General features: G+C 59.9%; 21 protein-coding genes and 1 pseudogene. 9 read left to right on the top strand and 13 right to left on the bottom strand.

The genetic code is table 11. The features are described 5' to 3' along the window. The 3 genes from GA0061103_RS05210 to GA0061103_RS05200 are packed head-to-tail and all read right to left on the bottom strand — an operon-like array spanning position 1 to position 3,560. Positions 1 to 1,647: an ATP-binding cassette domain-containing protein gene (locus tag GA0061103_RS05210; RefSeq protein WP_092707698.1), complete on the bottom strand. Its 1,647-nt coding sequence runs from the start codon at positions 1,645 to 1,647 to the stop codon at positions 1 to 3. A gap of 3 nt (positions 1,648 to 1,650) precedes the next feature. Next, a complete protein-coding gene (locus GA0061103_RS05205; RefSeq protein ID WP_092707696.1) occupies positions 1,651 to 2,532 on the bottom strand; it encodes an ABC transporter permease in 882 nt (293 codons plus the stop codon). Then, on the bottom strand, positions 2,532 to 3,560 hold the full coding sequence (locus tag GA0061103_RS05200; protein WP_092707694.1) for an ABC transporter permease: 1,029 nt from the start codon (positions 3,558 to 3,560) through the stop codon (positions 2,532 to 2,534). Before GA0061103_RS05200 ends, GA0061103_RS05205 begins: the two co-directional genes overlap by 1 nt. Before the next feature lie 136 nt (positions 3,561 to 3,696). Here GA0061103_RS05200 and GA0061103_RS05195 point away from each other — a divergent pair, with 136 nt between their 5' ends. After that, positions 3,697 to 6,051: a helix-turn-helix transcriptional regulator gene (locus GA0061103_RS05195; protein WP_092707692.1), complete on the top strand. Its 2,355-nt coding sequence runs from the start codon at positions 3,697 to 3,699 to the stop codon at positions 6,049 to 6,051. Positions 6,052 to 6,077: 26 nt separating this feature from the next. Here GA0061103_RS05195 and mnhG read toward each other — a convergent pair whose 3' ends face one another. From mnhG to GA0061103_RS05165, 6 genes are read right to left on the bottom strand one after another with little or no spacing between them, the layout of a single operon-like run. Beyond that, the gene (gene mnhG / locus GA0061103_RS05190) at positions 6,078 to 6,458 is read right to left on the bottom strand and encodes a monovalent cation/H(+) antiporter subunit G (protein WP_092707690.1); all 381 of its coding nucleotides are present in this window, start codon (positions 6,456 to 6,458) and stop codon (positions 6,078 to 6,080) included. Next, complete coding sequence (locus GA0061103_RS05185) at positions 6,455 to 6,736, bottom strand: K+/H+ antiporter subunit F (RefSeq protein WP_068393522.1); 282 nt, start codon at positions 6,734 to 6,736, stop codon at positions 6,455 to 6,457. Before GA0061103_RS05185 ends, mnhG begins: the two co-directional genes overlap by 4 nt. Next, positions 6,733 to 7,209 (bottom strand): Na+/H+ antiporter subunit E, encoded by a 477-nt coding sequence (locus GA0061103_RS05180; RefSeq protein WP_092707688.1) that lies wholly within the window; start codon positions 7,207 to 7,209, stop codon positions 6,733 to 6,735. The genes GA0061103_RS05185 and GA0061103_RS05180 overlap by 4 nt, the downstream gene beginning before the upstream one ends. Continuing rightward, the gene (locus tag GA0061103_RS05175; RefSeq protein WP_092707686.1) at positions 7,209 to 8,819 is read right to left on the bottom strand and encodes a monovalent cation/H+ antiporter subunit D; all 1,611 of its coding nucleotides are present in this window, start codon (positions 8,817 to 8,819) and stop codon (positions 7,209 to 7,211) included. The genes GA0061103_RS05180 and GA0061103_RS05175 overlap by 1 nt, the downstream gene beginning before the upstream one ends. Beyond that, entirely contained in the window at positions 8,816 to 9,154 is a 339-nt protein-coding gene (locus GA0061103_RS05170; protein WP_092707685.1) for a Na+/H+ antiporter subunit C, read from the bottom strand. The genes GA0061103_RS05175 and GA0061103_RS05170 overlap by 4 nt, the downstream gene beginning before the upstream one ends. After that, entirely contained in the window at positions 9,154 to 12,075 is a 2,922-nt protein-coding gene (locus tag GA0061103_RS05165; RefSeq protein WP_342587958.1) for a monovalent cation/H+ antiporter subunit A, read from the bottom strand. Before GA0061103_RS05165 ends, GA0061103_RS05170 begins: the two co-directional genes overlap by 1 nt. 78 nt (positions 12,076 to 12,153) lie before the next feature. On the opposite strand from GA0061103_RS05165, the pseudogene GA0061103_RS05160 reads away from it, so the two are divergent. Next, positions 12,154 to 12,438 (top strand): annotated as a pseudogene (locus GA0061103_RS05160) (helix-turn-helix transcriptional regulator); the annotation flags it as partial. Positions 12,439 to 12,759: 321 nt separating this feature from the next. After that, positions 12,760 to 13,320 carry a cytochrome b gene (locus GA0061103_RS05155; RefSeq protein WP_092707680.1) on the top strand — a complete coding sequence of 187 codons (561 nt, stop codon included), beginning with the start codon at positions 12,760 to 12,762 and terminating at the stop codon, positions 13,318 to 13,320. Positions 13,321 to 13,367: 47 nt separating this feature from the next. Here the strand turns inward: GA0061103_RS05155 and GA0061103_RS05150 are convergent, their stop codons facing one another. Then, positions 13,368 to 14,285, bottom strand: a complete 918-nt coding sequence (locus GA0061103_RS05150) for a LysR family transcriptional regulator (protein ID WP_092707678.1) — start codon at positions 14,283 to 14,285, stop codon at positions 13,368 to 13,370. A 116-nt stretch (positions 14,286 to 14,401) separates the two neighbouring features. Here GA0061103_RS05150 and GA0061103_RS05145 point away from each other — a divergent pair, with 116 nt between their 5' ends. The 4 genes from GA0061103_RS05145 (at position 14,402) to GA0061103_RS05130 (ending at position 18,101) form a co-directional block, all read left to right on the top strand. Next, positions 14,402 to 14,923, top strand: coding sequence for an SRPBCC family protein (locus GA0061103_RS05145; RefSeq protein WP_092707676.1), 522 nt, complete (start codon positions 14,402 to 14,404; stop codon positions 14,921 to 14,923). A 387-nt stretch (positions 14,924 to 15,310) separates the two neighbouring features. Continuing rightward, positions 15,311 to 16,042, top strand: a complete 732-nt coding sequence (locus GA0061103_RS05140; protein WP_245304663.1) for a response regulator — start codon at positions 15,311 to 15,313, stop codon at positions 16,040 to 16,042. Beyond that, positions 16,039 to 17,376, top strand: coding sequence for an ATP-binding protein (locus GA0061103_RS05135; protein WP_092707672.1), 1,338 nt, complete (start codon positions 16,039 to 16,041; stop codon positions 17,374 to 17,376). The genes GA0061103_RS05140 and GA0061103_RS05135 overlap by 4 nt, the downstream gene beginning before the upstream one ends. A gap of 68 nt (positions 17,377 to 17,444) precedes the next feature. Continuing rightward, positions 17,445 to 18,101, top strand: coding sequence for a DUF3313 domain-containing protein (locus GA0061103_RS05130; protein ID WP_092707670.1), 657 nt, complete (start codon positions 17,445 to 17,447; stop codon positions 18,099 to 18,101). 91 nt (positions 18,102 to 18,192) lie between these two features. Here the strand turns inward: GA0061103_RS05130 and GA0061103_RS05125 are convergent, their stop codons facing one another. Both GA0061103_RS05125 and gap read right to left on the bottom strand, forming a co-directional pair. Continuing rightward, positions 18,193 to 18,750: a hypothetical protein gene (locus tag GA0061103_RS05125; protein WP_245304662.1), complete on the bottom strand. Its 558-nt coding sequence runs from the start codon at positions 18,748 to 18,750 to the stop codon at positions 18,193 to 18,195. A gap of 100 nt (positions 18,751 to 18,850) precedes the next feature. Next, positions 18,851 to 19,858 carry a type I glyceraldehyde-3-phosphate dehydrogenase gene (gene gap, locus GA0061103_RS05120; protein WP_092707668.1) on the bottom strand — a complete coding sequence of 336 codons (1,008 nt, stop codon included), beginning with the start codon at positions 19,856 to 19,858 and terminating at the stop codon, positions 18,851 to 18,853. Positions 19,859 to 20,039: 181 nt separating this feature from the next. Between gap and GA0061103_RS05115 the strand changes: the two genes are divergently transcribed. Continuing rightward, positions 20,040 to 20,669, top strand: coding sequence for a TetR/AcrR family transcriptional regulator (locus tag GA0061103_RS05115; protein WP_092707666.1), 630 nt, complete (start codon positions 20,040 to 20,042; stop codon positions 20,667 to 20,669). Positions 20,670 to 20,736: 67 nt separating this feature from the next. Here the strand turns inward: GA0061103_RS05115 and GA0061103_RS05110 are convergent, their stop codons facing one another. Continuing rightward, on the bottom strand, positions 20,737 to 21,123 hold the full coding sequence (locus GA0061103_RS05110; protein WP_092707664.1) for a VOC family protein: 387 nt from the start codon (positions 21,121 to 21,123) through the stop codon (positions 20,737 to 20,739). A 135-nt stretch (positions 21,124 to 21,258) separates the two neighbouring features. Between GA0061103_RS05110 and GA0061103_RS05105 the strand changes: the two genes are divergently transcribed. Then, on the top strand, positions 21,259 to 21,762 hold the full coding sequence (locus GA0061103_RS05105) for an NUDIX hydrolase (protein ID WP_092707662.1): 504 nt from the start codon (positions 21,259 to 21,261) through the stop codon (positions 21,760 to 21,762). Positions 21,763 to 21,810: the final 48 nt, after the last annotated feature.

Raw genomic sequence — 21,810 nt, 5'->3', positions numbered from 1 at the left:
TCAGTCTGTGGTTTTGACGAGGAAGCGCGTGCGCTCTTCCTCGGTCACGACGGGTTTCTGACGCTCTTCCTCATCGGTGACGACGGGGATCGCGGCAATCAACGCGCGTGTGTAGGGGTGATTAGGGGCGGCAAAGACCTCCGGGGTCGGCCCTTCCTCGACGATCTCGCCGCGCAGCATGATGGCAATGCGCGAACAGAAGTTGCGCATCAACGACAGGTCATGCGAGATCATCAGATAAGTGAGGCCAAGTTCCTCGCGCAGCTGCAACAGTAGTTCGATCACGGTTTTCTGCACCGACACATCAAGTGCCGCAGTCGGCTCGTCGAGGATCAGGATCTTCGGCTCGGCGGCAAGCGCGCGGGCAATCGCCACGCGCTGTTTCTGGCCGCCCGAAAGCTCATGCGGATATTTTGCCAGATAGGATTGCGGCAGCCGCACGAGCTCCATCAGTTGCTTCATCCGTGCCTCGCGAGCCGGCCCATCCATGCCTATTGATTTCAGGGGCAATGCGAGAGTTTGCTGGACATTGCGCTTCGGATTGAGCGACGTGCCGGGATTCTGGTAGACGATCTGCGTCAACCGCTTGCCACGCCCCGGAGCAGGCGCATCGATGGTGACGCTGCCCGAGGTCGGGCGCGACAATTCCATGATGATACGTGCGACCGATGTCTTACCCGAGCCGGACTCGCCGGCAAGTCCGAAGATCTCACCCTGACGCAGCGTCAGGTTCACATCGCGAACGGCATGGAAACCTGGCTTCCGGCCATAGACCTTGTTCAGGCCCTCCACCTTGATGATGGGCGCACGATCGCTCTGCGGCAGATCGGTGACACGCTCGCCGTAGAGCGGCGGCACAGCATCGAGGAGCGCCTTCGTGTAGGGCTGATGCGGGGCGGTGAGTATCTGACGGCAAGCCCCCGCCTCGACGATATCGCCGTAATGCATGACCACCACCCGGTCGGCAACTTTGCGCACGACGCCGAGATTATGAGTGATCATGAGGAGCGCCATGTTCTCCTCGACCACCAGCTGGTTGATCAGGTTCAGGATCTCGTCCTGCGTCGTCACGTCGAGCGCAGTGCCTGGCTCGTCGGCGATCAAAAGCTTCGGCTGATGCAGCAGCGCAAGCCCGATCAGGACGCGCTGACGCATGCCGCCCGAAAGCTCGGAGGGGTAGGCATTCATCACCCGCTCGGCATCGGCAAGCTGCACGCGCCGCAGCACGGCGGCAATCCGCGCGCGACGCTCCGCCTTCGACGAGCGAACACCATCGCGCTTGTCGGCAAAGCGCATGACGTCATCGAGATGCGTGCCGATCTTGAAGACCGGATTGAAGGACGAGAGCGGGTCCTGCATGATCAGGGAAAATGCGGTGCCTTTCAGCGCCTCCCGCTCGCTCCGCTGCATTTTCAGAACGTCACGTCCTGCGACAGAAATAACGCCGGCGCCGATGGTGGCATTTTTCGGCAACGTACCGATGATTGCCTTTGCCGTTACGGACTTGCCCGATCCCGTCTCGCCGATCAGCGCGACCCGCTCGCCGGCGGCGACGGTGAAGGAAATGTCCCGCAGTACCTGCCGAGTGCGGCCGTAAGTGGTGAATGAGACGTTGAGGGCCTCGATCTTCAGAAGCGGCTCGGTCATGGCTCAGCTCTCCACATCAAACATGTCGCGCAAGCCATCGCCCAGAAGATTGAAGCCGAGCGTCACATAGAAGACCGCCGCACCGGGGCAGACGACTTCCCACCAATAGTTAGGCATGAACTGGCGGCCATCGGCGACCATGGAGCCGAGGTCCGGAATGGGTGGTTTTACACCGAAGCCGAGAAAGCTGAGGGTCGCACCGAACAGGATGACGAAGGCCGCATCCAGCGTCGTCTTGACGGAGATGACCGCCACGCAATTCGGCAGGATTTCGCGGAACAGGATGTGCATCGGCCCGGCGCCGGCAAGGCGGGCTGCCTCGATGTAGTCCTCGGATGCGATGGACTTGGAAACGGAGTAGATCAGCCGCGCATGCCATGTCCACCAAAGCAGCGTGATGGCGATCATCGCGTTCATCAGGTTCGGCTCGAGCAGGTTCGACACGGCAAGCGCCATGACGAGCGGCGGCATCGCCAGCATGACGTTTGTGAGACCCGTGATGATCTTTTCAACCCAGCCGCCAAAGTAGCCGGCGATAAGGCCGAGCACGGTGCCGATCGGTACTGAAATGCCAAGAACGCCGATGACCAGTAGCAGCGAGACGCGCATGCCGAAGACGGTGCGGGAAAAGATATCCCGGCCCACTTTGTCGGTTCCGAACCAATGGGTGGCATCCGGCGACACGTGCCGAGCACGGAAATCGACCACGGCACCGACATGTTTCGGATAGGGCGTCAGCCACGGCGCGAACACAGCCAGCACGACGACGGAAATCAGGATCAGCGTGCCGATCACCGCAGCCGGATTGCGGCTGAAGCGATACCACATCATGTAACCGGTGCTCAGCGCGCGGTCGGAGGCATCGAGCATCTTCATATCGGCCATCAGCGTGCCTCCTTGCGGCGTTGGCGCGGGTCGATGATCGAGATCAGGACATCCACCACCAGGTTCGCAACGATGAAAAACAGGCCGGCGACCAGCACGACGGCGGTCACGGCATTGAGGTCCTTTTGCAGGATGGCATTCAGCCCATAGGAGGCAAAACCGCCCCAGGCGAAGACCATCTCGATGACGAAGGCATTGCCGATCAGCGACGCGAATTCGAGGCCCATGATCGTCAACGGCGCGATCGACGACAGCTTGAGAAGATAGCGGAAGATGATGACCCGCTCCGGCACGCCAAAGCTCTGCAGGGTCAGAATGTGATCCTTGCGCTGGTTCTCCAGCATGGAGGAACGAGTGATGCGGGTAATCTGGCCGATGCCGGCCATGGCAAGCGCGAAGGCCGGCAGCACAAGATGCTGAAGCGCATCGACGAACACATCCAGACGTCCCGCCAGCAGGCCGTCGATCAATAGAAATCCGGTCGGTCCGGGCTGAAAACTCAGAGAATGATCAAGCCGGCCGATGATCGGCCAGTTCGGTAGACAGCGTGCGGCAAGCAGTTGCAGACTGATCGCAAACAGAAAGCTCGGAATGGTGACGCCCGTCAAGGACAGGATGCGGCCGATATGGTCCAGCGCACGATCCCTGAAATGTGCGGTGATGACACCGAGCGGAATGGCCACCACAAACATGAAGATCACGGAAACGAGCACCAGCTCCACCGTGGCGGGCACGGTCTGCTCCAGATCGGTCGTGACGGGGCGCTGCGAGACCAGCGACATGCCGAGATCACCTTGCAGCGCCTTGCCGACATAGTCGACGTACTGCACCAGAAGCGGCTTATCCAGCCCCATCTGCACGCGCAGCGCATCGACCTGTTCCTGCGTTGCCGCCGGGCCAAGGGCCATGCGCGCGGGATCTCCCGGCACGACCCGCGCCAGCGCGAAAATCATGATAGAAAGCGCGATCATGACCAGAACGAAGGTGCCAAGCCGCGTCAGGATCGCGACCAACGGATGTTGCTGCATCGACGGGAGTTTCCTTGTTCGTCAGCTAACTGACAGACAACAATCCTCATCTGCGACCGATGGACAACTGGCTGGAGGTATAGTTTTTCAGCCTTATGGTATAGGTTATTTTTCAATATGCGCTTACAAACCCCGCATGCACAGACTGATTGCCCGACCCCATCTTTGCCATCGCATCGCGACGGAGCGCGCCGGCGTCATCTTCCTGCGTGCCCCCGCGGGAGCCGGAAAGAGCACGGTCCTGTCCATGGCTGCAAAGGCGATGGGCAAGGAGATTTGCAACCTGCAGCAACCGCGCATGAGCGACGTGAGAGATGGGTGGCTCTTCTGGGACGTACCGGTTTCCGCTCGATCGGCTCGTCTTTCTACTCAGCTCATGGAGACCGTCGACGTTCTGGTCATTGCCTGCCGCCCCGACCAGCGCATCAGCGGGCTGGCGCGGTTCATCCTGCACCGGGGTTCGGTCACGCTCGACGCAGGCGATCTGACATTTTCCGTTGAGGAATTGGGGGAGCTACCAGTCGAAGAAGCCAACCAGTTGATCAGGGATTATGCCGGCTGGCCGGTTTTCCTGCCGCTGACACGCCAAAAGGACCCTCGCCTATCCATCGACTATCTGCGCGAGAATTTCCTTGGCCACCTTTCGCCGGGACAGACCGCGCTGCTTTCCATCTGGCTCGAAACACGATCTCCTGTCACCGTCGAGGAGTGGACGGGTCTTTTGCCACCACGCCTGGTCGAGGCGCCTGACGAACACCGGGAATTGCTGACACTCCTGACAGACGCCGTCAGCAAACGCTTGGCAACCTTCGAAACCACCGTCGCCGTCATCGAAGTCGCCTCCGCCTTCGAGCAGGCAGGGCGAGCGCTGGACGCCATGTCGCTGCTCCTCGATCATGGGCACGAGGCCCATGCGGCCCAGATTCTGGAGCGCGCCCGCGGCCTCGAGTTGATCTATCGAAACAGTCTCCGAACCTTTCGCGATATCATCATGCGTTTTTCCCACGAGATGATCGCGACCAACGAAGTCGTGCTTTTCGCCATGGCACGCACGCTCCTGAAGCTCGGAGAATTGCAGCGCGTGCGCCACCTCGTCGGCAAACATCTGGGTTCGGACTATCTCGATCCGTTGAAGGTCTTGTTGCGCGGATCGCGTTTTTCCTTCGCGGCGCGAACCTTCCGCCTCAACCTCATGATCTCCGAAGATCTGATGCCGACCGACGCCATGATCACCCGCCTCGGCGAGTTCATGGCGGATTATCCGATGGGCGATTACGGCAAGTGGGCAGCTTACTATAATGCGCTGCTGGAATTCGAGATTCGCCGCCGGAATTTCCGTGAGGCGGAAGCTGCCGCAGCGCGAGCCCTGATCTACCTCGGCCATATGGGCGGCCAGCCACTGCTGGAATTCTTCATTCATCTGCATCAAACGGTGCTTCGCCTGATGAGCGGCGATGCCCTCTTCGCACGCCGTGCCGCCCAGGAAGCACGGCAGAAACTGGAACAGGTGCCGCACGCAGCGGAGGCGGAATTCCGCATGCTGCGGCTCGCCGAAGCCTGTATCTCCTACGAAGCCGGCCAGCCGCGCGATCTCCTCCAATTCGTCCAGAACGAATTCGATGATTTTGCCGCTGCAGAAATCTGGCCGAGCCTGATGCAGTTCGCTCTTCACTATGCATCGCAGGTGCTGGCCGATCACTTTCCGATGGTGATCAGGCCCGGCTTTCTCGACGGGCTCTGGATCCATCTGTCCGAGGGCTTGCAGTTTCACGCCATGATGGAGATCCGCACTGCCGTCGCCTACCAGAATGCCAATCGCTGGAGCGATGCGGCAGCAACGCTGTCCGCCGTCCGAATGCGTATCGGCCGCAACTGGGTCGAAAGCGCTAACGAGGAGCTGACCCGCCTGACCCGTCGGGACGAAATTTCCTATGCCATGGCATGGCTGCGCGACAGCGTGCGCCTCTCGACACCGCGGCCCTATCTGTCGCGCCAGATCGACGCGCTGATCGCAAACCCGAAAGTCACCAACCGCGAGAAAGTCGCCTTGCAGCTATGGCAAAGCTATGCCGCCTACCAGCGTCGCGACAATGCCGCGACGCGCGCGCATCTGCTATCGGCACTTGAAGGCGCAACGCGCCTCGGCTGCAACGGCGTGCTCTCCGAGGAGCGGATCTTTCTCTCGCCACTTCTCAAGAACCAGCGCATTCGCAGCTTCATCGAAACCTCGTCCGATGTCCGCACCGCGCTTTCGCTCTTTGCAAGCTCCGTGAACTCGCCACAGGCGAAAGCCCTCCAGGGTGGTCTTTCCCAGCGTGAGGTCCAGATGATTCAGCTGATCGCCAGCGGCATGTCGAACAAACGCATTGCTCATACTCTCAATGTCTCCGAGGTCACGGTGAAGTTTCACCTCGGAAATCTGTTCCGCAAGCTGGGCTGTCATCGCCGCGCCGAAGCAATCCGGGCGGCAACCGCACTCGGCTGGCTGTGAGCCTCGAACGGGCGAGTTGAACGTTACTAAGGGTGCCCTTCGACCGATGTCTCCTCGGGCGATTGCTTGGGCGGAACGTTGCCGTTCTGCTCGGCGCGATCGCGATGCAGCGCCGCGCGGGCGAGCAGCATAAAGGTGATCGGCGTCGTCACGGTGATGAAAATGCCGATCAGCAGTTCATGAACGACGAGTGTCCGCGTTGCGATCGAAAAGAAGATCATCGACGCGATCATGATCGCGCCGATGCCGCCACTCGTTCCCAATGTCGGCGCATGGATGCGCTCGTAGAATGTTCCAAGTCTCAGAAAACCGATGGCGCCGAGGAGCGTCAGGAAAGCGCCGATCACGAGAAGTCCGCCGACGGGGATCGCAGCCCACAGAGGTATGTTTTCAAACAGGGTGCTCATTCGATCACCTCTCCGCGCATCAGGAATTTCGCCAATGCAACGGTTGCAACGAAGCCCAGCATGCCGATGACGAGCGCCGCCTCGAAATAGACGACACGACCGGTGCCTATGCCGAAGGTCAACAACAACAGCATTGCATTCACATAGAGCGTGTCGAGCGCGATGATGCGATCCTGCGCGCGCGGGCCGCGAAACATGCGAATGGAAGCGATCGCCATGGCGGCTACGATCATCAGCTGTGCAGCGGCCACGGATATCTGGATGATCATGGCACTCATGCGAATATCTCCATCAGCAGGCTCTCATAGCGATTGGCGACCGTATCACGCCATTGCGCCTCGTTTTCGAGATCGAGGACATGCAGCAGCACGGTGTTGTCGTTGGAATCATATTCCAGCCAGGCGGATCCCGGAGTGCTGGTCAGGATGACGGCCAGCAGCGCCAGCGGGATCTGATCCCGCACCTTAAGCTCAAGGACAACGAAGCCCGGCGTCGTCTTGTGCGAGCGCCCCCTCAGGATGATCCAGGCCACCTGGGCATTCGATTTCAAGACGTCGAAAACGACCCGGAGGAAGAGCTTGGGCAGCAAATACCATTTCCGCAGCCGCGGCTTTTCGGGCCGCAGCGATGCCATGCCCCAGGAGGCAAAGACCGCGACGATGATGCCGAGGATGAGCTGGCCGAGCGTGAAGCCGTTCAGCAGCAGCCACATCAGGATCAGGCTTAGCGCCAGGAGCGGATAGGGCAGCATCACGGACCTCCCGCTTTTGCGGGCGCAACTACCGCATTGCGAACCGCATCGACATAGACATTCGGGTCGCTGAGCGTGCGGATGGTCGCATCCATATATTGCATGACGGGGCCAGCCCAGATGGTCAGCGCCAGCGTCAATGCGAGCAGGCCCATGACCGGGAATATCTCGATGACAAGCACACGGGGAACCGTGCCCTCCAGCGAACTCCAGAATGTACGTATGCCAGCGCGTGTCATGGCAATCAGGGCGGCAATGCCAGAGAGAATGACCAGCAGGATCAGCACCCATACCGCAGCGCTCGGCGGAATGCCGATCGCGCCGGTTCCCATCATGGCCGAGAGCATGGCGAACTTGGAGACGAAGCCGGAAAGAGGCGGCAGGCCGGCGAGCAGGATGCCGCAGGCGGCAAAGCAGATGCCGAGCATTGCCATGGTGCCGGGCATGGTCACGCCATCGCCTTCCGCCGGCTCCTTCTCCTCGGCATCGCCATAGGCCTCCATCGTGACGGCAAGAACGCTGGCGCCGGCATCCTGCCCGCGCTCGACGAGCTCGATCAGCATGAAGAAGGCGCTGATCGTCAGTGTCGAACTGACGAGATACATCAGCGCGCCGGACGAGATGGAGCCATCATTGATGCCGATTACCATCAACAGCGTGCCGGAGGAAACCAGCACCGAGAAGCCGGCAAGCCGACCAAGCGCCTGCGACGCCAGCACACCGACCGTTCCGAAGATCAACGTCGCCATGCCGCCATAGAGAAGCACGGTCGCGCCGAAACCGGCGGAGGGGCCGGCGCTGAACAGCAGCATGGTCAGCCGCAGGATGACGTAGATGCCGAGCTTGCTGAGGATCGCGAATACGCCCGCAACCGGCGCGGAAGCCGCGCTATAAGCCGTCGGCAACCAGAAGCAGAGCGGCCACATGCCGGCCTTGATGAGGAATGCGATGCCGAGCACGCCGGCGCCCGCCTGCATCAGCATGCGGCGATCGGCCGACATTTCCGGGATGCGCACGGCAAGATCCGCCATGTTCAGCGTTCCTGCCGTGCCATAGATCAGGCTGACACCGATCAGGAAGAGCAGTGCCGCCGCCAGATTGACAGCTATGTAGTGCATGCCCGCCTTGACGCGCAGCGGCCCGGAGCCGTGCAGCAGAAGGCCGTAGGATGCCGCCAGCATGACCTCGAAGAAGACGAAGAGGTTGAAGAGGTCGCCGGTCAGGAACGCGCCGTTGACGCCCATCAGCAGCAGCTGGAACATGGTGTGGAAATGCGCGCCGACCGCGTGCCAGCGCGCCAGCGAGAATATCAACGCGGCGACGGCAACGATGGATGTCAGCAGCAGCATGAGTGCCGATAATCCGTCAAGCACCAACACGATTCCGAAAGGCGCGCTCCAGTTTCCAAGAAGATAGGCGCGCTCCAGCCCAGGCGATCCGCCCTCCGCACGGAAGAGCGCAAGCGCGATGCCTACCAGCAGGAGCGTTGCCGCCAGACCGATGAGTGCCTTCAGCGTGCGCGAACGCTCGTCGATGAACACGAGCAGCGCGCCCGCAATCAGCGGAACGAGGATCGGCGCGATGATGAGATGATGCGACCAGCCTGTCATTTGCGGTCACTCCGTCCGTCGACGTGGTCCGTACCGGTCAGGCCGCGCGAGGCAAGCAGCACGACGAGGAACAAGGCCGTCGTCGCAAAGCCGATAACGATTGCCGTCAGCACCAGGGCCTGCGGCACCGGATCGGCCAAGACGCGCGTTGCCGTACCATCGCCGAGCAGCGGCGGCACATTTGTCTTCACGCCGCCGACGCCGAAGATGAAGAGATTGACGGCATAGGAGAGCAGCGACAGCCCGATGATGACCTGGTAGGTGCGCGGGCGCAGGATCAGCCAGACGCCGCAAGCCGTCATCACACCGATCGCAATGGACAAGATGAGTTCCATCAATCCCCCTTTGCCTTGTCGGCATCGAGCGCCCGCAGGCGATTGATACGGATCGACTGGTGCGCAAGCGCGACGAGGATCAGAACCGTGGATCCCACGACGAGCAGGAAAACGCCTAGATCGAAGAGCAGCGCGCTTGCCGCCGGCACCTTGCCGATCAACGGTAGGTCCAGATACTGGAAATGCGAGGTGAGGAACGGATAGCCGAAGAACCAGGCACCGATACCCGTCGCCGTCGCGATTAAGAGCCCCGCTCCCATCCACCGCAGCGGCAGAATGCGGATGCGATCCTCCGCCCAGCGTGTGCCGCCGGCCAGATATTGCAGCAGGAAGGCGATCGAGAGTGTCAAGCCGGCGGAGAAGCCACCGCCCGGCGCGTCATGCCCCCGCATGAAGATATAGACCGACAGGGCGATCACGAAAGGGAACATCCACTGCATGATCACGGACGGCACGAGCAGATAGTCGCGCACGGTATCGCCGGCCGAACGCTCCGGCCGTTCTTCGTCGAAACGGTTCTGGATCCGCTGCTGCTCCGGCATCTCCATGCTGTCGGGCGCGGGGCGGAAACGACGCAGCAGCGCATAGACGGTCAAGGCGACGACGCCGAGGACGGCGATCTCGCCCAACGTATCGAAGCCACGGAAATCGACCAGGATGACGTTGACGACGTTGCGGCCGCCGCCCTTCGAATAGGCGTTTTCGAGGAAATAATTCGCGATGGCGTCCGGCACCGGCATGGTCATGACAGCATAGGAAATGAACATCATGCCGACGCCGCAGATGACGGCCAGGGCCAGATCGCGGAAGCGGCGGAAGCGGGCGCGCAGATCGACCGTATCGTCGATCCCCTCCGTTCGCTTCGGCAGCCAGCGCAAGCCCAGCAGGATGAGAACCGTCGTGACGATCTCGACGAGAAGCTGAGTAATCGCGAGATCCGGCGCCGACAGCCAGATGAAGGTCATGCAGACGATTAACCCGACCCCGCCCAGCATCACCAAGGCAGCAAGCCGGTGATATTTGGCAAAGAAGGCGGTACCGATCGCAAGGCAAATGCCGATCGCCCAGACCGCGGCGAAGACCGGATCGGCGCCCAGGAAGGAAAAATGCTTCGCTTCGAAACCGGACAGGTAAAGCGGCAGCAGGCCGGCAGCAAACCCTGTCACGACGACCCAGCGAAGCTGCGGCTGCAGCTTGCGCGTGCCGATCCGTTTTTCGGCGGTTCTCGCCCAATGCCAGGAAACCTCGACCAGCACTCGCTCGAAGATTCGCTGCCCTTTCAGGCGGCGGAAGATGGGCGGGCCGTCGTCACATCGCGACAGGTAATCCTTGCAGGCGAAATAGAACACCGTCCCGCCGACCAATGCGATGATGCTCATGATAACAGGCAGATTGAAGCCGTGCCAGAGCGAGAGGCTGTATTGTGGCGTATCGGCATTGAGGACGCTGACAACGGCCGCATGCAGGAAGGGTGCTACCGAAAGCGCCGGAACGATGCCGACGACCAGGCACACGACGACTAGCAGTTCGATCGGGAAGCGCATCCAGCGCGGCGGCTCATGCGGCTTGGCAATCGGCAGATCGGTCGGCGCTGGCCCGAAGAATACCGTCTGGATGAAGCGCAGCGAATAGGCAACGCTGAAGGCGCTTGCGAGCGTCGCGACATAGGGAAGCATGCGATCGAGGATGGAATCGGCATGGGTTTCGATCGCTTCGGCGAAGAACATTTCCTTCGACAGGAAGCCATTGAGCAGCGGAACACCTGCCATGGCGGCACTCGCAACGATCGCCAGCGCCCCGGTGAACGGCATATAGCGGAACAGGCCGCTCAGACGGCGCATGTCACGCGTGCCGGTCTCGTGATCGATGATGCCGGCCGCCATGAACAGCGACGCCTTGAAGGTCGCATGGTTCACCATATGGAAGATGGCGGCAACCGTCGCAAGCGGGCTGCCGAGGCTGAGCAAGGTGGTGATAAGACCGAGATGGCTGATCGTCGAATAGGCGAGCAGCCCTTTGAGATCCTGCTGGAACATTGCGAAATAGGCGCCGAGCAGCAGCGTTATGATGCCGGCGACCCCGACGATGTAGAACCACTCGTTGGTGCCGGCGAGAACCGGCCAGAAGCGCGCCAGCAGGAAAACGCCTGCCTTCACCAGTGTCGCCGAATGCAGATAGGCAGAAACCGGCGTCGGCGCCGCCATCGCGTTCGGAAGCCAGAAATGGAAGGGGAACTGCGCGCTCTTCGTCAGCGCGCCGAGCAGGATGAGTATCAGCGCAGGCAGATAGAGTGGATGGTTACGGATGATATCGCCCGAGGCCAGGATCTTATCCAGATCGTAGCTCCCGACGATATGGCCGAGCAGGATCAGCCCGATCAGCAGGCAGAACCCACCGATCCCCGTGATCGTCAGCGCCATGCGGGCGCCGTCGCGGGCGGCGGCGGTGTTGTGCCAATAGCTGATCAGCAGGAAGGAGAAGATGCTGGTCAGCTCCCAGAATATCGAAAGCAGAATGACATTGCCCGACAGCACGATGCCGAGCATCGCCCCCATGAAAGCGAGCAGGAAGGAGAAGAAGCGGGGGACCGGGTCCTCTTCCGACATGTAGTAGCGGGCATAGACGATGACGAGGAAGCCGATGGCGGTGATGACGAGCGAAAACAGCCAGGCAAAGCCATCTAGTCTGAGGCTGAAATCAAGCCCAAGCTGCGGCAGCCATTCTATGCTATAGCGGACGACGCCACCGTCCTTGACGGCAGGATAGAAGCTTGCGGAAATCAACAGCGCCAGAAATGTGACAGCCCCGGCGATCCAGGCTGGGCCACGCCGCGACTGCGTGCGCAAGAGACATACGGAAAGAAGACTTCCGATAAACGGCAGAGCCAAAAGTGCTAGAATAAAGATAGGCTCGCCAGTTATCCCAAAACGTCATTCCTTCGCTTGGCCGGATCACGCCAGACTGCCACGGCGGCAAAACCCCTAGAAATCCGGTATATTATGTCCTATATGATAGATATCGCCCAATATGGGCAGCTTCAAACCCTGCGTCAAGGTAAGATGGCGATGATTTTGACACCAGCGCTCTGCCGGGCAGCCCGCGGCTTCCTCGATTGGACGCAGATGGACCTTGCCGATCGCTCCGGCGTATCGCGCAGCACGATCCGCGACTATGAAGGCAACCGCCATAGCCTGCATCGGGCGACAGAGGCGCAGTTGCGCCTGGCGCTCGAGACGGGAGGAATCGCCTTCTTCCGGATCGAAGGACATGAGATCGGCATTTGTACGAAGGCCCTTGCCGCCGAAACGCCAGCGCAGACCCATACGGAAAGCTGCGAGATCCTTTCCAGCGCCGGCGAAAGAAACCGGACGCCGCCTAAGCCGGAACAATAGTGCCGGATAGAGCTGGGCGCGGCCGATACAACTTCCGACCATAAAGTCGCTTTTGCAAACCGGAATGAAGCCTCTGGCTGGCACCCTGCGTCACATCGCCGGCGGTCGATAAATATCCGCTCGCGAGAAGGTGAACGGAAAGGCCCTCAATTCAGCCATATTCCGACTGATTACCGCATCCGCGCCGTACCCCCAAGACGACCGGAGAAACCCATGTCCGATACTACAGCAATCACAGCAGACCCGCCCACCACCCGCTACCGATCGTCGCAACGGCTCCTGCATTGGCTCATGGCCATTGTCATCATTTCAGCGCTCGTCATCGGCCTTTATTGTTCCTACCTCACACCGGGCTTACCGCTGCGTCGCGCCCTCCTCGACGTACACAAGTCCCTCGGCATGACGGCGCTTTTCCTCATCGCCATCCGCCTGCCGCTCAGGCTTTCGCTGGGTGAACCTGCCTATCAACGGCCGCTTGGCATCTTCAATCACCTTGCCGCCCGCGGCGCGCATATCCTGCTCTATGCCTTGATGATCCTGATGCCGCTTGCAGGCTACACTACATCCGCTGCCGGCGGCCATGACCTGCCATGGTTCGGCCTCTTCCAATGGCCCAACCTGCTGCCGCTCGACAAGGGCGTGGAGAGAGCCGCCGCAGAGATCCACGGATATGGCGCCTACTGCCTGTATGCTATCGTCAGCCTGCATATCCTGGCAGCCTTCTGGCACCATTTCGTCCGCAAGGATGAGGTCCTGAAGAGAATGTTGTTCTGATTCAACTCTTTGTGACGCAAACAATGCGCCACCATTGCAGAGGCGGCTCAGATCTTCGCCGCCTCCAGATTGCCACATATCTCGAACAACAGCGCGCGCACCCAACGATGGCCGGGATCGCGGTGGGTGCGTTCGTGCCAGACGGCGAGCTTGGTGAAACCCGGTATATCGACGGGAGGCTCACGCAGGGCGAGACCTTTTGCGTTTTGAGCCAGCCGCCTGGGAACGGTGGCCACCAGATCGGTCGTGCGCAAAATCTCGGCAAGAACGAGGAAGCTCGTAACCGTCAGCGCAACGTGACGCCGACGACCGATCTTGGCCAGGGCATCATCCGTCACGCCCCAAAAGCGCTCGCCGGCATAGGAGACCAGCACATGCTCAAGAGCACAGAAGCGATCAATGGAAAGCCGCTCCTTCCGCGCATCGGGGTGATTGCTCCGCAGTGCACAGACATAGGTCTCATCGAATAGCCGCCGCGCATGAAGCTCCGGTAGGGCAGTCTCCGGGGTCATCAATGCGAGATCGAGATCGCCGCTTTCGAACTGCGTCTGCACGCGATCGTCCTCGACCGGACGAATGGCAACGCGAATACCGGGCGCTGACGGTCTCATCTTCGCCAGGAACGGCACGACGACGGCTTGGAGGGCATAGTCGGTCGCTGCAATCGAGAGCGTGAACCTGGCAGTGGCAGGATCGAACGCTGTAGGCTGCAGAAGAGCCCCGACATCGGCAAGGATCTGTTTGAGCGGTCCTGCGAGTTCCGTTGCACGCAGCGTCGGCACAATCCCGCGCCGGGTACGGACGAACAGAGGGTCGTCGAAGCTCTCGCGCAGGCGCGTCAGCATGCCGCTCACGGCAGGCTGAGTGAAGCCAAGGCGCTCGGCCGCACGCGTGACGCTGCGCTCATCCAGCAGGGCATCGAGCGTGCGCAGGAGATTGAGGTCGAGAGCTCTGATATCTTTCATCGTTATAGGTGTGATCATGCATCGCTATTTGCGTTATGTCTGCAGATTTCCCATCATCAAGCAAGTTGAAAACTGCAATTTCCCGGCATGCGCCGGCCCATACTCAGGAGAGCATCATGAACGAAATCATCTGGCCGAAGGGCTATATTCCGGGCTTTACGGAGAACTTCGTATCGAATGAAGTCATCGTGGCGGGCCTTTCCGCGGAAGAAATCTGGCCCTTTCTCGCCTATGCTCCGCGCTGGCCGAGCTATTATGCCAATTCCGCCAACATCCGTTTCCATGACGGCGGGGGACCGGAGCTCCAGGAAGGCGTCCGCTTCTACTTCGAGACATTCGGCTTCCCGGTCGAAGCGCAGTGCGCCGAATATGTTCCACCAGCCAATGGTCAGCCCGGCCGCGTCGCCTGGCATGGCTGGGCCGGAGAGGAAGGCAGCGAAAGCCGCCTGGACGTCCACCACGCATGGCTGGTTGAAGATCTGTCCGAGGGCCGGGTGCGCATCCTCACCCAGGAAACTCAGAAAGGTAAGCCGGCCGCCGAGCTCGCCCGCGCCAAGCCCAATCCGATGATCAACGGTCATCAGGATTGGCTGGATGGCCTGGTTGGCGCTGCACGTGATGCAAAAGAACAGAAGTGATGAGGGCCACCCCCGTCATATGCCGCTTTCACCCAATTTCCATGGCCTTCGGGTTGTCAGCGATGGCATTCCGGCGGCCGACGCTCGCATGATCCGCCGATCTGTTTAAGAGGCAGCTCCAAGCAGCAGGGACGAAGGCTGCCGTTCCCTCGCTTCAGCTTGATGGCTCCGGAGCCTGCCCGCAACATATTGTAATATTTTCTAACACGTCGCTATAATTCGTTCTGCTATGGACGGCCGAGGATATGATCTGCGAGATTTTCCTTCGAAAGTCATCGATCGCTGGTTGCTCTCGGCCCATCTCCCAGCCCTTTCAGGCAGCGTAAGGTTTGCTCCGGCACGCGGATAACGGGCGAAGGATCGAGATCTACAAACATGGTTGCGCGCATGAGGACTGTTGAGCCTTCACATCATATTCTCGTCGTCGAAGACGATGACGAGATTGCAGTCATGTTGGTCGAGCTAATCAAGGATCATGGCTTGCGCGCTTCGCCCGTGCGAAGCGGCACGGAGATGGACAAGATGCTGCAAAGGCATCCGTTCGATCTCGTGATCCTCGACGCCATGCTGCCCGGAGAGGATGGTTTCAGCATCTGCCGGCGCCTGAGGTCGGCCGGAACGATCCCGATCCTGATGCTGACCGCGCTCACGGAGGATATCGATCGCATCATCGGCCTTGAGCTTGGAGCGGACGACTATGTCACCAAGCCGTTCAACCCGCGGGAGCTCGTCGCCAGGATCAAGGCGCTTCTTCGCAGAGCTTCGTATGGTGCAGAAACTTCGGAGCGAAAGCTGCTCACGAAGATGACCTTTGCAGGCTGGGCGCTCGATCCAAGAAGCAGGCGGATCGTGGACCCGGAGGGCGCCGAGGTGCTGATGACGACATCCGAATTCGATCTGCTGCTCGCCTTCTGTCACAATCCAAACCAGATCCTGACCCGTGAACAGCTGCTGTCGATGACACATGCCGGAACGGCCGGGCCGGTCGAGCGCAGCGTCGACGCGCAAATCAGTCGTCTTCGGCAAAAGATAGAACCAAATCTGAAGGAGCCGATCTTCATCAAGACCGTGCGGCTTGGGGGCTATCTTTTTGCCGCGAATGTCGAGTACCTGCCGTGAAGTGGCTATCCCGATCATCCGTCCGCACCCAGATCGCCATTCTCACCATTTTGCTTGCTACCATCGTCACGACCATAACGGCCGGCACCGAACCATTCGTTCGCAGCCGGTTCGACAAAGGCGTCGAAGTCGGACTTTTTGCAGGCCGCATCGAAACCATCGCCAAGGAGTTCGCGCTTTCGGCAGATGACGCTCAAAGAGACGCAATCCTTTCAAGGTTCAGGGCACAAGGCGTCAATGTCTGGAGAGTGACGGGTGAACAGGCAGCCGGTTCATCGATCACTATACAGGACATTCCCACCGCCGTGCGTCGGCTGCTCGATTACAATCTCTTTCTCGATCCTTACGGCTTCATGGGCTGGAACAATCCGAAGACCTTGACGGTCAAGGCCGGAGACAGCAGCCTGGTATTTGCCTTGCCCGAGTTTTCCACGACACGATGGGTTCTCCCGGCCGTCGTCGGCAATCTCGTCCTGATTGTCATACCTGCGGCTATTCTGGCAGTCCTGACCGCGTGGCTGATAGGAAGACCGATCGTCAATCTGGCAAAGGCAGCCGAAGGTGTGCGCTCCGATGACGAGCTTGACGAACCTTTCGACGTTCGTGGCTCGGCCGAGCTGCGGAGCCTCGCAACATCGCTCAACCTCATGCGCAAACGCATCCGTGAGCTGGTGGCCGGACGCACCCGCATGTTGACATCCATCAGCCATGACCTGCGCACACCCTTGACGCGGCTCAGAATGCGCACCGAGCGTTGCGAGCAGGCGGAATTGCGGCAACAAATGCTGAGGGACATTGATGTGCTTTCCAGCATGATCAACGAAAGCCTCGCCTATCTCGGCGGCGAGGTCGAGGCGTTGAAGAAAGTCGAGCTGTCCAGCCTTCTGCAAACCGTAACCGATGACTTTGCCGATACCGGCATTGAGGTTACGTTCGCTGGACCGCGGCGCTTGCCCTATGTTTGCCGCCCGCGCGCGCTATCAAGAGCCATATCGAACCTGATCGACAACGCCTCTCGCCATGCCGGCCGCATCGATCTCACACTTGCTCAGGAAGAGGACGGCTCGGTCATCATCACGGTTGCCGATGACGGTCCCGGCATCGCCGACGACTTGAAGCCAAAGGTCATGGAGCCCTTCTTCAAGGCCGACAAGGCGCGTTCGCCGAGCAGGAATGGCGGCGGTTTCGGCCTCGGGCTTTCCATTGCACATGGAATCATCACCGTCGGCCATCGAGGCAGCTTTGAATTGCGCGACAGCAAGCCGAGCGGCTTGGCCGTTGTGATACGCCTGCCTGCCAATTCCGGCATCGGCAATGCAGCAACATTTTCATAAAAATCCGAACACAATGCAACGAGGGCAAACTTTACAAGGAGATCGCAAAAACACTCCAGGAGCTCTCCATGAAGTCCCTTCCCGCATGCCTTGCGTTGGCGGCCATTTCCCTTGCCGCAGCAGGCTGCGCCACTTCCGAACCGATGGTCTATCAGGGCCTCGCATCCGCGGCGCAACTGAGACCTGATCCGGGCGACAGTTCCGGACGGGCACCGTTCAGCTACAAGGTGGTCGTGAACTGGAACCAGTATGACAAGATCATCGTCGAGCCTGTCAGCATCTATCGAGGCAAGGACAGCCAGTTCGCAAACATGTCCGAAGACGACAAACAGAAACTCGCCCGCTATATGCACGACAAGTTCAGCAGTGTGCTCGCCCAACGCTACTCGATGGTGGCCACGCCAGGCCCCAGCACGTTGCGCCTGCGCTTGACGCTTGCCGGCGCGGAAACAACCAATCCGGTGCTCGGTCCGGTCTCACATGTCGATATCGCCGGCGGCGTCTACAATACCGTCCAGGCGGCGCGCGGAAAACAGGGATCGATGACCGGCTCTGCGACCTATGCGATCGAGATCTATGATTCAACATCCAACCGCCTCCTGCTTGCCTATGTCGCCAAGCAATATCCGGGCGCACTCAATCTTGGAGCGTCATTCGGAAGTCTGAAGGCCTCCTATGTCGCAATAGACAAGGGCGCTGCCGATCTTCTGACCCGAACGAGGTAGATGACTGCAGGGTCGCAGGATGTGTATGACCCAACGAGACAGGAGCGAAAGGCAATGTATATGCACTGCCTTTCACCCGTCATAGACGTTCTCAGCCGCGGTCGTGAACCACGCCGACGATCTCGCCAGAACGCGAAACGCTCACCAGCAAGTCGTCTCCGTCTCTCCATGCTCGGACCAGATAGCGTGGTCCGACATCCTGCACATCCTTGACCCGATATCCCCGACGCACCAGGAGACGGATGACATCAGACGGGCCGAAATCGTCGGAGTTCTGACCCCATTCGCGACGTTCTTCGTGGCGGCGGTTCCATCGCTGGAGAAAATCAGCTTCCGGCTGACCTTCTCCCGGAGAATAAGTTGGCGATTGGTCTTCATAGAATACGACCTGGGCATAACAGGAGCTAACAGTGCCAATGGCAGCCGCCGTTGCCGCCATCATCGTCAGTGCCACGTAGTAGATCTTCATTGCTTGATCCTCTTGCTTCGCCGCCGCAAGCGCAACGCGATGCAAGTTGCCTGCGAGCGACCTCGCCAGTATGGCCAGTTCCGTTTTCGGCGGTGCATTTTTTTGTTGAGAAATATTGCGACCGGCCAAACAGGCCATCGCATCGCTTGGCCAACCGGCCGCCGCGCCATCGAAATACAAGGGAGCGGCGGCCGAGGGAGATGAGATCAACCGCAGAAAGGTTCGGTGCTTGGCGGATCAGGCACGAAGATCATAGGAACACGCATGATCCAACCCGTGTCTACCTGCCGCGCGAGATATGTGCTGCCAGGTCAAGGCAACGGCAGGCGTAACCCCATTCGTTGTCGTACCAGGCAACGAGCTTCGTCATCCCGCCCTCGATCTGCATGCCGGCAAGCCCATCGACGATCGAAGAATGAGGATTGCCGCGCATGTCGGTCGAGACGACGGGCTCGTCGCAATAGGCCAGAATGCCCTTCATCGCGCTCGCCGCCTTCTCACGGATCATGGCGCAGATGTCCTTGTAGGAGACTTTTTCCCTGAGCCGGCAGGTAAGATCGATCATCGATACGTCCGATACCGGCACGCGCACCGCCATGCCGTTGATCCGCCCATTCAGTTCGGGCACCACCTTGCCGACCATGCGCGCCGCACCCGTCGTTGCCGGGATGATATTCTCAAGGATGCCGCGCCCGAAGCGCCAGTCCTTGCGCGCCACACCATCGACCGTGTTCTGGCTCGATGTCGTGGCGTGAACCGTCAGCATCAGCGCTTCTTCGAGGCCGAAAGCGTCGTTCAACGCCTTGGCGAGCGGGGCGACGCAATTGGTCGTGCAGGAGGCGTTCGAAACGATGCTTTCGCCGGCATAATTGTTCACGTTGACGCCCATCACAAAGACCGGTGTGCCGTCCTCGGGCGGCGCCGAGAGCAGTACCTTGCCGGCGCCGGCGGCAAGGTGCCCTTCCGCAACCTTGCTTGTCAGGAACAGGCCGGTCGATTCGATGACGACATCGACGCCCACCTCACCCCACCCGATCGCACCCGGCTCCCTTTCGCTGAAAGCCCTGACCTTGGCGCCATTGATATCGAGCGCACTGTCGGCAGCAACTATGCTGCCCCCGAAACCACCATGTACGCTGTCATACTTGAGGAGATAAGCGAGATGATCGATTGGCAACAGGTCATTGATCGCGACGATTTCGATGTCGTCGCGCACCATCGCAGCCCGCAGAACGGTCCGGCCGGTGCGGCCGAAGCCGTTAATGCCCACGCGGATTTTGTCAGTCATCGATTGTCCCTTTTATCGAGGTGGAGAGGAGGCGCGCTTCCGCTCGCCTCAGAGCGCTGCAGGACGTGCACGCCTATCCATTACCCATTGACTGGAGAGGGATTGCTTTCCGTGCCGCTGATTTTTAGACTACTTCGCACAAAAATAATCCGCAACGAATTTATTGCGATACGGTACAAAAATGAAAGAGAAGTCCGCCCGCGGGCGCCCACGTCAATATGATGCCAAGGCTGCGCTCGGCGCCGCATTGCTCGAATTCCGGCGTCGCGGCTACACCGGCACATCGCTCGACCACCTCTCGGAAGCGACGAAGATGGCTCGGCCGAGCCTTTATGCCGCCTTCGGCAACAAGCGTGCCATTTATCTCAGGGCAGTCGCGCAATATGTCGAGGACAGTGCTGAACGCCGAGACGGTGCCCTCTTCGACGAACCCTTGCTCGCAACGGCGCTCGATCGCTACTTCGTGGAACTCGTCGCCATCTATTCGGAGGGTGACGATCGCCCACTCGGCTGCCCCATGCTCAGCGTCATCACCGGCGAGGCGACAGCCGATCCTGTGATCGGCGCGGAACTATTTGCCGCACTCGGACGCACGGACGCACGGTTCCGTGATCGGATTGTGGCGGCGCGCGATGACGCCCAGTTGCCGCCCGCAACCGATATCGATGCCGTCGCCGAAATGCTCTCCGCCCTGCAGCACAGCCTTGCGCAGCGCGCTCGCGCCGGCACAACCCGGCTGGAACTCGAACGCATCGCGCGCAACAGCGTTGCATTGATCCTCAAAGCCGCAGGCGCCACCACGGCGCCATAGGCACCCGGGGACTACTCTATTTCGGTCTCGAAAGGATGAAATCGCTCCGAGCGAACGGCAGCAAGGATCAACCGGCCATCAGGTCCAGTTGCGGTTCACCGATCTCCACCGCATGACCGTCAGGATCATAGAAGCGGAACACGCGCTGCCCCCATTCCTGTTTTTCGACGGGATGAATGAGATTGACATGCGGCGCTATCGCCTGGAACGCCGCATCCACGTCCTCATGTTCGAAATAGAGAAGGATGTTTCGCCGCCCATAGGGTTCGGATGCTTCGCTGCTTTTCCTCCAGACCGTTTGCTCCAGCGATTTTCCATCATGAATCGCAAAGCCTGTTTCAAACAGCACGAAGTTGCCGAAGTCATTCAAGATCTTGAGGCCCAACAGGTCACCGTAGAACGCCTTCGAACGCTCGATATCGCTGACGAAGGGGATTGGATTTACGAAACGCATTGCCCAGACCTGTTCGATTTTAGGGGAAACGAAGCAAACGAAAAACAACCTTCAAACTGCTTCACTATATCTGAGAACCGGATGCTGGTATCTGGCAAATGATTTTCATCTCGTCTCGCAATCGGAGGGCTGTCCATGACAGAAACCGCACGAACCATGATCGTCATGGACTCGGGAGTATCCCGCTTTCAATTGCGCGCCGGCGCATTGATCCGCCACGGCGATCATATCCTCATTCACCGCGCGCTCACAGATAACTTCTGGTCTTTGCCCGGCGGCAGGGTGGAGTTTCATGAGGCGGGCGCCGAGACGCTTGCCCGCGAGATCGAAGAGGAAATCGGCTGTAAGGCCACGGTTGGCCCCCTGCGCTTCATCATCGAGAATTTCTTCGAGTATGCCGGACGACGAGTTCACGAACTCGGCTTCTACTATGAGGCGGAGCTACTGCAGCCATTTCCATTTCACGAAACCGAAGTCGTGCATCGGGTGAAGGACGGCAGTGCCGACCTCGAATTTCGCTGGGCACCTTCCACGCTGGTCGGGCTCGACCGGTTCGACCTGGTGCCAGCTCCCATACGCAACCTCATCGCCACCAATCCCGCCGGCATTCAGCATTTCGTGCGGCGCGACGCAGCCTGACTCCCGATCGTCTGCATCAATTGCAACAGCAATGGAATAGCTTCATAA

It is taken from the genome of Martinezella multihospitum (assembly GCF_900094585.1).
In the GTDB taxonomy this organism is placed as follows: Bacteria; Pseudomonadota; Alphaproteobacteria; order Rhizobiales; family Rhizobiaceae; genus Rhizobium; species Rhizobium multihospitium.
The sequence above is the reverse complement of the archived record's forward strand: the minus strand, read 5'-3'. Positions and strand labels throughout refer to the sequence as shown.

Coding starts and splice junctions, on each gene's coding strand:
- GA0061103_RS05130 (WP_092707670.1), top strand. CDS start 17,445: ATGAAGTCCCTTCCCGCATGCCTTGCGTTGGCGGCCATTTCCCTTGCC.
- GA0061103_RS05115 (WP_092707666.1), top strand. CDS start 20,040: ATGAAAGAGAAGTCCGCCCGCGGGCGCCCACGTCAATATGATGCCAAG.
- GA0061103_RS05140 (WP_245304663.1), top strand. CDS start 15,311: ATGAGGACTGTTGAGCCTTCACATCATATTCTCGTCGTCGAAGACGAT.
- GA0061103_RS05150 (WP_092707678.1), bottom strand. CDS start 14,285: ATGAAAGATATCAGAGCTCTCGACCTCAATCTCCTGCGCACGCTCGAT.
- GA0061103_RS05170 (WP_092707685.1), bottom strand. CDS start 9,154: ATGGAACTCATCTTGTCCATTGCGATCGGTGTGATGACGGCTTGCGGC.
- GA0061103_RS05205 (WP_092707696.1), bottom strand. CDS start 2,532: ATGGCCGATATGAAGATGCTCGATGCCTCCGACCGCGCGCTGAGCACC.
- GA0061103_RS05145 (WP_092707676.1), top strand. CDS start 14,402: ATGAACGAAATCATCTGGCCGAAGGGCTATATTCCGGGCTTTACGGAG.
- gap (WP_092707668.1), bottom strand. CDS start 19,858: ATGACTGACAAAATCCGCGTGGGCATTAACGGCTTCGGCCGCACCGGC.
- GA0061103_RS05210 (WP_092707698.1), bottom strand. CDS start 1,647: ATGACCGAGCCGCTTCTGAAGATCGAGGCCCTCAACGTCTCATTCACC.
- GA0061103_RS05155 (WP_092707680.1), top strand. CDS start 12,760: ATGTCCGATACTACAGCAATCACAGCAGACCCGCCCACCACCCGCTAC.
- GA0061103_RS05105 (WP_092707662.1), top strand. CDS start 21,259: ATGACAGAAACCGCACGAACCATGATCGTCATGGACTCGGGAGTATCC.
- GA0061103_RS05200 (WP_092707694.1), bottom strand. CDS start 3,560: ATGCAGCAACATCCGTTGGTCGCGATCCTGACGCGGCTTGGCACCTTC.
- mnhG (WP_092707690.1), bottom strand. CDS start 6,458: ATGAGCACCCTGTTTGAAAACATACCTCTGTGGGCTGCGATCCCCGTC.
- GA0061103_RS05175 (WP_092707686.1), bottom strand. CDS start 8,819: ATGACAGGCTGGTCGCATCATCTCATCATCGCGCCGATCCTCGTTCCG.
- GA0061103_RS05185 (WP_068393522.1), bottom strand. CDS start 6,736: ATGAGTGCCATGATCATCCAGATATCCGTGGCCGCTGCACAGCTGATG.
- GA0061103_RS05110 (WP_092707664.1), bottom strand. CDS start 21,123: ATGCGTTTCGTAAATCCAATCCCCTTCGTCAGCGATATCGAGCGTTCG.
- GA0061103_RS05180 (WP_092707688.1), bottom strand. CDS start 7,209: ATGCTGCCCTATCCGCTCCTGGCGCTAAGCCTGATCCTGATGTGGCTG.
- GA0061103_RS05195 (WP_092707692.1), top strand. CDS start 3,697: ATGCACAGACTGATTGCCCGACCCCATCTTTGCCATCGCATCGCGACG.